10 protein-coding genes are annotated in these 9,173 nt (G+C 48.0%); 5 read left to right on the forward strand and 5 right to left on the reverse strand.

Features of this window, described 5'->3' with window-relative positions; genetic code table 11:
- Both AC9UES_RS05610 and AC9UES_RS05615 read right to left on the reverse strand, forming a co-directional pair.
- On the reverse strand, window positions 1–559 hold a 559-nt coding region (locus AC9UES_RS05610; protein WP_509527441.1), incomplete at its 3' end, for a class I SAM-dependent methyltransferase.
- 27 nt (window positions 560–586) lie between these two features.
- Window positions 587–958: a rhodanese-like domain-containing protein gene (locus AC9UES_RS05615; protein ID WP_509527444.1), complete on the reverse strand. Its 372-nt coding sequence runs from the start codon at window positions 956–958 to the stop codon at window positions 587–589.
- A 71-nt stretch (window positions 959–1,029) separates the two neighbouring features.
- Between AC9UES_RS05615 and AC9UES_RS05620 the strand changes: the two genes are divergently transcribed.
- Window positions 1,030–1,287, forward strand: coding sequence for a metal-sensitive transcriptional regulator (locus AC9UES_RS05620; RefSeq protein WP_509523415.1), 258 nt, complete (start codon window positions 1,030–1,032; stop codon window positions 1,285–1,287).
- Window positions 1,288–1,405: 118 nt separating this feature from the next.
- Here the strand turns inward: AC9UES_RS05620 and serA are convergent, their stop codons facing one another.
- The 3 genes from serA to AC9UES_RS05635 all read right to left on the reverse strand — a co-directional run bounded on the left by serA (window position 1,406) and on the right by AC9UES_RS05635 (window position 3,840).
- Complete coding sequence (serA, locus tag AC9UES_RS05625) at window positions 1,406–2,998, reverse strand: phosphoglycerate dehydrogenase (protein WP_509527446.1); 1,593 nt, start codon at window positions 2,996–2,998, stop codon at window positions 1,406–1,408.
- Between the two features lie 90 nt (window positions 2,999–3,088).
- Window positions 3,089–3,349, reverse strand: a complete 261-nt coding sequence (locus tag AC9UES_RS05630) for a hypothetical protein (protein WP_509527448.1) — start codon at window positions 3,347–3,349, stop codon at window positions 3,089–3,091.
- Between the two features lie 20 nt (window positions 3,350–3,369).
- Window positions 3,370–3,840: a hypothetical protein gene (locus tag AC9UES_RS05635; protein WP_509527450.1), complete on the reverse strand. Its 471-nt coding sequence runs from the start codon at window positions 3,838–3,840 to the stop codon at window positions 3,370–3,372.
- A gap of 519 nt (window positions 3,841–4,359) precedes the next feature.
- Between AC9UES_RS05635 and AC9UES_RS05640 the strand changes: the two genes are divergently transcribed.
- The 4 genes from AC9UES_RS05640 to AC9UES_RS05655 all read left to right on the forward strand — a co-directional run.
- Entirely contained in the window at window positions 4,360–5,379 is a 1,020-nt protein-coding gene (locus tag AC9UES_RS05640) for a substrate-binding domain-containing protein (protein ID WP_509527453.1), read from the forward strand.
- Between the two features lie 22 nt (window positions 5,380–5,401).
- Window positions 5,402–6,997 carry a sugar ABC transporter ATP-binding protein gene (locus tag AC9UES_RS05645; RefSeq protein ID WP_509527455.1) on the forward strand — a complete coding sequence of 532 codons (1,596 nt, stop codon included), beginning with the start codon at window positions 5,402–5,404 and terminating at the stop codon, window positions 6,995–6,997.
- Window positions 6,998–7,020: 23 nt separating this feature from the next.
- Window positions 7,021–8,226, forward strand: coding sequence for a sugar ABC transporter permease (locus tag AC9UES_RS05650; RefSeq protein WP_509527458.1), 1,206 nt, complete (start codon window positions 7,021–7,023; stop codon window positions 8,224–8,226).
- A 63-nt stretch (window positions 8,227–8,289) separates the two neighbouring features.
- On the forward strand, window positions 8,290–9,173 hold an 884-nt coding region (locus tag AC9UES_RS05655; RefSeq protein WP_509527460.1), incomplete at its 3' end, for a Gfo/Idh/MocA family protein.

Genomic DNA, 9,173 nt, shown 5'->3' on the forward strand with positions numbered 1-9,173 from the left:
GCTTGGTTTGTACCTGCCCGTCGCGGTTAATAATGAACTCCACCTTCAGGGGAAGCTCCCCCAGAATCTCGCTCATCGATTCGATGCTCGGTAAGACATTGGGATCCTGTGGTCCGCCAAAGCCATCTTTGAGATTTTCGAGTGCATGCCAAACACCAAAGAATGTCCCGCCAGCGACGAGGGTTGCTACCAATCTGGTAATCCCCGCTTTTAGGTCTTCGTGATTGATTTGCATGTATGCAATAACCCCAAGATCAACTGGAGCTAGTTTTGACTCAAAATCTAAAGCGGACGCTTGGGTTGTAAAGACCTGCTCTGAAACGCCTCTTTCGGCAGCAAGCTTTTCGCACTTGACTAAACCAACAGAAGATAGGTCTATGTTTTCTGCCTGCCAGCCCTTTTCAGCGAAGAAGACGGTGTTGCGACCCTCACCCCCGGCAAGATCAATCATCTTGCCTGGGGTGAGATCCGCTAAGTGTTCTTTGACAAAGCGATTTACTTCGGTTGTGTAGATGTATTCGTCAACCGAATACTTCTGATCCCAGAAGAGCTTGTCCATATTCAAAGTATGCCAATAGTTGGACTATTACTTGACTACAGCAAGACCGGTTTCAGCTGCAGCGTTACCCAAAGCTCCACCGTTACGAAGCTCGCCTGTAAAGCCATTAGCCTTCATGGTCTCTATGGCTGCCGCTGAGCGGTTACCGCTTCGGCAGTAAATGTAGTAGTCGGCTGACTTATCTAAAGTCTCAAGATTTGCCATGAACCCAGCATCTTGAACGTCAAATAACAGTGCGCCTTCTAGGTGACCGGCTGAGGTTTCTTCAGGGGTTCGAACGTCGATAACTGCTGCATATGTGCTCATATCCATTGGCTCCTCAGCGCTGCAACCAGTTAGACCAGTAACAGCGAACGCTGCGATAAAGCTAGCAGCAATAAATTTGTAAAACTTCTTCAATTGGTGTTCCTTTCGTATACCCCCTAGGGTATACTGAAAAACACAGAACCGCAACTTCTCAAGGAGTCAAAATGCAAATAGAACCCCAGGACCTCAAGAAAGCCAGAGACCGTCTGGTTCGAGCCCAAGGCCAAATAGCAGGAGTCGTAAAGATGCTCGATGAGGGCAGAGACTGCACCGAGATATTGACCCAGCTCTCAGCTGCTAACTCAGCGGTAACCAAGGCAGGCTTCGCCATTATTGCCACCGGCATGGCGCAGTGTGGCAATGATGCCGCAGGAACCAAAGATCGAGCCACGCTCGAAAAAGCCTTTATGTCTTTGGCCTAAATCCCATACCTCATTTTGTTTGCTGTGGATTTCATAGAAACAAACTAAACCTCTTGATCCGATGCAAGAGGTGCGCGCTAGAAACTGTGGATAAGTCTTCAGGTAAGAATCTGGTTATCTAGCCAACAGAGATAGTAATTGCCTTCATAGTGGAGGCATCAATGTCTTTTTTGAGCTTTTCTAGCACCTTTGGGTCAATCGGTGAGTCAACCGTAACAACAGATAGAGCTTTCCCGCCTTTTTGCTGACGTGCAATTTGCATGGCAGCAATGTTGACATTGGCGTCAGCAAAGGCCTTTCCATAAACCGCAACAATACCTGGGCGGTCGGTATAAACCATGAGCACCATGTGCTCGGCAAAGGCTAGCTCAACTTCGTAGCCATTGATACCGGTTATCTTCTCGTGACGCTTTGGGCCAATGACAGTTCCAGATACCGAAATCACGTTGCCATCAGATAACACCGCACGAATGGTGGTCATGTTGCGATACTCTTCCGAAACCCGATCTGTACTTAGCTTCACACTAACCCCGCGGGCTTCAGCCAATAGCGGCGCATTGACGTAGCTAACCTGATCAGTAACAGCGTTCTGGAAGATACCCTTCAATGCAGCCAGCTTCAAAACCGAGACATCGTGCACCACAATCTCGCCCCGAACCTCAACTTCCACAGAAACCAAAGAAGCATCAGCCATGCCAAACAAGACCTGACCCAACTTCTCGGCCATGGAAATACCTGGCTTTACCGAGTCGTCAATGTTGCCACCTGCAACATTGACCGCATCTGGAACTAGATCCCCCGCCAAAGCAAGACGCACCGACTTAGCTACCGAGATTCCTGCTTTTTCCTGAGCTTCATCAGTTGAAGCTCCAAGGTGTGGGGTAACAAGAATATTTGGCAGAGACAATAAAGGCGAGCCCTTAGGGGGCTCATTGTTGAAAACATCTAGGCCGGCGCCAGCAATCCGGCCGGTAGTTAGAGCCTCAAGTAAAGCGTTCTCATCGATGATTCCACCGCGCGAGCAATTAACGATTCTGAGCTCTTTTTTGGCCATGGCGAATTGGGCATTACTGATTAGCCCCGTAGTTTCTGGAGTCTTAGGAATGTGAATCGTTATGAAATCAGATTGCTGCATAAGCTCTTCAAGGGTTGCAAGGCTCACACCCATCTGCTCAGCCCTAGCTGGCGTCACATAAGGGTCATACCCAATCAATCTGGCTCCAAAGCCAGCAAGCCGCTCTGCAACCAGTGATCCGATTCTTCCAAGACCGACAATTCCGATTGTCTTGTCGTAGAGCTCAACACCGGTGAACTTACTTCTTTCCCACTTGTCCTGCTTGAGCGAAGCATTAGCATCTGGAATGTGACGAGCTAGAGAAAGAATGTGTCCAATAGCTAACTCAGCAGCTGAAATGACGTTAGAGGTAGGCGCATTAACAACCATCACCCCAGCACTGGTAGCTGCCTTGATATCCACATTGTCTAGCCCAACACCCGCTCTTGCAATAACCTTCAGCTGCTTAGCAGCAGCAATTGCCTCCGCATCCAACTGGGTAGCAGAACGAACCAAGATAGCCGAAGCGGTTGCGATAGCAGATAGCAAGGCGGCACGATCAGTGCCGTCAATGTTCTTGATCTCAAAATCAGGACCCAAAGCCGAAACCGTGGCAGGCGAAAGCTCTTCAGCGATAAGAACAATTGGCTTAGGCACTTTAGGCTCCAGTGGGTTTGCGATGAGACCGCCTCACCGAAACACTAAGTCTAGCCAAAAGTCCCAAATACGCCGGGTCCCCAGGGGAATCTAAGATCTGCCTTTGTTTCTGCGCCTTACATTCCAGATACCAAATAGCCCAAGCGAGATTGGCACCAAAGCAATGGGGATGCCATTGCCCTCGATCAAAACCCAGCCCACCCAAAGACCTGCAGCTACCGATAGTGCTGCAAAGACATAGGTAAGAACTTTGGTAACCGGAGATCTAAACCAAGAAAACACGAATGCTCCCAAGCCAAAGCTCAATATTGCAAGCAGTATTAGAACAACCATTTGCGCGAGACTTTCCATTTCTTTCCCTTCTTTGCCGGCTACGCCTTAGGTTTTCTCCCTGAAACTACAATCCAAAAAACTAGTCCGACCATAGAAACCAGGAACCCAATTGGCAGCGTAGCCAGCAGCCCCCACAAAGCCACAGCGCCCGCGCAGGAGCTCTCATCAAACGGATTCTGGCAACCGATTGAAAATAGAACCGAAAGAAGAAGTGGGAATAGGGCAATAACTAACCCAGCGAGCATGATCCTAAAAGCCCAAACCCTAGCTCTAGGTTCTTTTCTCACAGCCACAATCCAAACAACTAGTCCAACCATAGAAACCAGAAACCCAAGTGGCAGCGTCAGAGTCGAGAACGAATAAGCTACAGCTCCAGCACAGGAGCTTTCATTAGACGGGTCCTGGCAACCAATTGAAAGAGGGAGCGCAAGAACAAGTGGGAATATTCCAATAACCAACCCAGCGAGCATGGCCCTAAAGCCCCACACCCTAGCTCCAGGCCTTGTCATACTTCTTAGTATCCAACCATCCAACCCAATGAGAGTAATCACCTATCAAACCGAAGTGCACCAATAAAGAGGTATGACTTCCACTAGAGCAACCTTCTCGGCGCTAGAGCACCATAACCCTCAGGGGGAGAATGAAGGCCAGTCTCTCATGATCTGCGATGTCCCAGAGCGACTAGCTGCATTTTCGTTCGGTATGAAGAGTCAGGAAGTCATCAGAAATATAGATATAGGCTCCCAAATTGCTAAAAATACGAGCGAAACAGCCAAAAAATTGACATTCTTGCAATTTAAATGAAAGATTATGCAATTAATATATTACAAGCTTTGCCTCGTTTGACTGTATTTAACGCGAGTATGATGCTAGCCAGAGAAAGAAATTGATAAATATATAAATACATTTCTTTTTCTTACTACGGCACAAATCAAACTAAGGAGCGAAGTGTGAATCTAGAAAAAAGAGGACTAAGGTCATTGAAGCCCCGTTGGGGTTCTCGAGCATTGCTAAGTACGGTTTTGGCAATGTCGGCAACGCTAGCACTGACCGCATGTGCAGCAACTACAACACCTGCGGCGCCGACTGACGAGACGATCGTAATCGGAGTAGCAATGAAGACCCAGCTTCAGGAAAGATGGGCTTTCGATGTTGCTTCAATGCAGGCGGAAGCCGATGCTCAGGGGGCAACGCTTATTGTCCAGTACGCAGATGACGATGCAACGTTGCAGGCAAGTCAGGTCGAGAACCTTCTAAGCCAGGGAATCGATGTACTAATAATGGTTCCAGTGGATGACAAGGCGGCGGCTGCATCAGCAAACGCTGCGAAAGCCGCTGGAGTTCCAGTTATCTCTTATGACATCGGAGTCCAGGGTGTGGCCGTCGATGCTTTCGTCATAAGAAATAATCCACAAGTTGGAGTTCTTCAGGCTGAGACCTGTTTAGCTGCAACTGGGGGAACCGGTAATTATGTTCAGATTTGGGGTGACGCGGCAAATGATGTTGCTCAGGCAATTTCAATTGGTCAAACTGCAACTCTAGAAGGAACAGAAGCTAAAGTTCTTTACGCTGACTTCAACAAGAACTGGGACCCAGCGACAGCTCAGGCAACTGCTGAGAATTTGTTGACCTCAAATAACGACGACATCAAAGCGTTCTTGACAGCAAACGACGGAATGGCTGGCGGTGTAATCCAGGCTCTTCAGGGGCGTGGACTCGGCGGAAAGGTCTGTGTTACAGGCCTAGATGCAACCCCTACAGCTCTAAAGTTCATCCTGCAGGATTTGATGACAATGTCGGTTTGGACTCCTATCGATAAGCAAGCACAGTTGGCTGTGCAGGCTGCTCTGGCGCTTGCCAAGGGCGAAGCGATAGCTGCCACCACAACAACAGACAATGGATCTGGAGCTGAAATTCCAACAATCCAAGTGCCTGTTGAAGCAATCACGAAGGACAAGGTTTGTGATTTTGTCCGAAAGATTGCCCCAGAAGGTTGGGTAAAAGCTGAAGATGTCTTCGAAAACATCGCAGATTGCCCTGCTAACTAAAAACTATCTTTGAAGGAACATTTTGAATTCAAAGTTGGAATCTGAATCTCTTGGGATGGAGCCACGCTCCGTCCCAAGAGAAGCAGTTGGTGTTGCTCTAATCGAGGCAACAGACATTACAAAAGCTTTCGCGGGGATTAATGCCCTACATTCTGCAAGCTTCAAGCTCTCGCACGGTCAGATTCTTGGAATTGTCGGAGAAAATGGCGCTGGAAAATCAACCCTAATGAAGGTCTTAGCGGGAATACACCCGAGAGGAACTTATGCAGGAGACTTCAACCTCGAGGGTCAGGAATGCCAGTTTGCCAGCGTCAAAGAAGCGCGAAACGCCGGAATAGTGCTTATCCCTCAGGAACTGAGCATTGCGCCAAACCTTTCAATTGCCGAAAACATGTTTGCGGGAGACCTGCCCCAAACAGGTGGCTTTGTTAATGAGCCTGAGCTTGCCGCTCGTGCAGCAAAGTGGCTTGAGTTCTTCGAGATTGAGGTCAGCGGCTTCGAACCGGCTTCAGTTCTCTCGCCTTCCCAACAGAGGCTGGCAATGATGGCAGGGGCGCTGTCTCGAAATGCGAAAGTTCTGATCCTGGATGAACCCACGGCCTCGCTGTCAGAAGGCGAGACTGTAATTCTTTTCCAGCACCTTAGGAGATTATCTAAAGACAAAATTGGAATTGTATTTATTTCCCATCGTCTCGATGACATTGAACAGGTTTGCGACGAAGTAATAATCATGCGAAATGGAAAAATTATAAAGTCGCTTTCTCGTGAGAGTTTCAATAGGGAAGAAATTGTTTCTTACATGATTGGCAGGTCTCTGACTACACGTCAAAAGAAATCGATTCCCAAAATTAGCTCACATATGATTTTTAGTGCTGAAAGGGTAATGGTTCACGACCCAATCGATGAAGCTAGGTACAGAGTTGAGAATTTTTCCATCACAGCTATGAAGGGAGAAATAGTTGGACTGTTTGGGCTTGTTGGGGCCGGCCGAACAGAATTTGCGCGTGCAGTCTTTGGAACATGGCCTGGGAAAGTAACTGGCGAATTCAAAATTGCAGGAAAGAAGTTTGTTCCAAACTCACCCAAGCATGCCGTAAAAAATGGAATTGGATTTCTAACCGAAGACAGAAAGCAAACAGGAATATTCACTGGGCTCAGCCTCACCTGGAATTTAGATTCCGCTTCTTTGGAATTGGTCTCAAAGCTCGGTTTCATCTCTGAGGTTCCAGATAAAGTCAGAACTCGGAACCTAATGGAGCAGCTTGATGTCAGGGCCCAGTCGTCCGACCAGAACATTGAAACCTTGAGTGGCGGAAACCAACAGAAGGTTCTCCTGGGCAGGTGGCTGGCAACGAGTCCAAAACTCTTACTCCTTGACGAGCCAACTGCCGGAGTTGACGTTGGTGCACGGGAGGAAATCTACCAAAGGGTGGAGGCACTCGCCTGGTCTGGGTGTTCAATACTGGTCATCTCGAGTGATTTGGATGAAATATCAAGACTCTGCAATCGAACCTATGTGCTTTCAGGGGGACGTCTAACAGGCGAATTTGATCACAACGTGAGTCGTCAAGATTTGATGGCAGCTGCAACAAAGAGTCTAAGGGTGGCCACAAATTGAAAGAAAATTTCAAATTCAACAAGATGTCTAATTTGGGTGCTGTGTTTGCCAAATTTGATGAGCATGTTCGAAGAGAACTGTCTACTTTGTTCGGGAGAAGGGCACTTATCTTTATCTTGGTCTTCCTAGTTCTAGCAGCAATCTTTCACATGACTTCAAATGGCATTTTCCTGACCCCTCGCAATCTGTCCCTACTTCTAAGGCAAGGGGCCATTTTGGCAATCATTGCTGGTGGAGTGGCCCTGCTAATGATTAATTCTGAGATTGATCTATCCATAGGCAGCGCAGTATTTTTATGTGGGGTATTGGCTGCACAATTAACCGTGACGTGGAACGTGCCAGTTCTACTAGCCATAGTCGCAACGATTGTGTTTGGGATGCTTCTTGGGTTAATTCAAGCATTCTGGGTTGTGGTGCTGGGAATTCCTTCCTTTATTGCTACTCTCGCGGGGCTTTTAGCGTTTAGAGGGATAGGACTTTCCTGGACTAACGCTGGAACTGTCGGGCCGGTTCCTCCAGAGTTCATTGCCCTAAGTGAGGGTTTTATTCCACTTCCAATTTCATACTCACTACTCGTGGCAGTGCTTGTTGCTGGAGTGATTTTTGTTTACTTACAGCAGAGATCGACAAGGAATTCTAGAGCGATCAGCAAACAAGTGCAGATTCCCAAGAATCAAGCAATTCTTTTGTTTGGAGCCAAGATTCTTGTGATTGCCACTCCACTTATAGTGCTGGCATGGATTGTTGGTGGTTTTCAGGGCATTCCAATGGCAATCCTTTGGGTGGGAATTGTTGTTACGCTCCTGACGATTTTGATGTCAAAAACAGCTTTTGGAAGAAATGCCTACCTAGTTGGTTCAAGTCGGGATGCTGCGCAATACTCTGGCATCGGAATTCGCAAAACAGTCTTCAGTGGATTCATTATCATGGGTGCTCTTTATGGTGTCGCAGGAGTCCTGCTCACTGCAAGGCTTGGCTCTTCGACTCCTGGGGCCGGTCAATTCATGGAACTTGATGCGATAGCCGCCGCAGTAATTGGTGGAGTATCTCTTCGAGGTGGTACTGGTTCGGTAGTGGGGGCCGTAATGGGGGCATTTTTGCTGACAGTAATAAACAACGGAATGAGCATCCTGAACGTCTCGTCATTTACGCAACTTATCGTCAAGGCGGTCATTCTTATAATCGCCTTGGCCTTCGACGCCCACATACTGAGAAAAGCTAGCCGATAAAAATCTAAAAGAAATAAACAAAACCACTATTCAGCAAAAAAGGAAATGGAGTCAGGTAATCAAATGAAATCACTAAATTTCGCTGTAATTGGCGGTGGCTTTATGGGCAAGGCCCATAGCATCGCTCTAGCATCCTTCGCAATGTATGCATGGCCAGCACCGGCAATGCTGAATAGAGAACTTATTGTCGAAGCCAATGACCAGTTGGCCGAGGAGTCGCAAGTTAGATTCGGCTACAACAGAAAAAGTACCTCTTGGATGGAAGCGATAGAGGATCCGACTATTGATGTAATCGATGTCCTGCTGCCCAATAGCATGCATTACGACGTTGTACTAGCTGCTGTGGCAGCGGGCAAGCACGTCATTTGTGAGAAACCCCTGGCACTGGATGCCATTACAGCTAGGGCAATGGCCGATGCCGCTGAAAAAGCTGGTGTGGTAAACCAGGTGGGCTTCAACTGGAGACTCACCCCAGCAGTACAGCTCGCAAAGAAGCTAATAAGCGAGGGTGCGATTGGTGAAATTCGAGAGTTCCGAGGTAAATGGCTTGGTGAGTTCTTCAACGACCCAAGCGTCCCTTTAGTTTGGCGATTCAAGAAAGATCAAGCTGGTTCCGGTGCGCTAGGTGACATCGGCAGTCACGTGATTGACTTTGCACACTTTTTGGTGGGCGACATCAAAGAAGTTCTTGCAATTCAGCACACCTACGTGGACAAGCGTCCACTTTTGTCTGGTTCGGGAATGGGAGACGTAGATGTCGATGACTCGACCTCCTTCATGTTGAAATTCAATTCGGGAGCAACGGGATACATTGACGCTTCTTGGTCGGCTCCTGGCCACAAGTCTGACGCTGGTTTTGAGATTCGCGGAAGTGAAGGAGCTATCTCGTTCACTTGGGAGAAAATGTCCGAGCTTCAGTATTACAGTGGCAAGGACTCTTCGGACCG

This window comes from Rhodoluna sp. (assembly GCF_044232805.1).
GTDB lineage: Bacteria > Actinomycetota > Actinomycetes > Actinomycetales > Microbacteriaceae > Rhodoluna.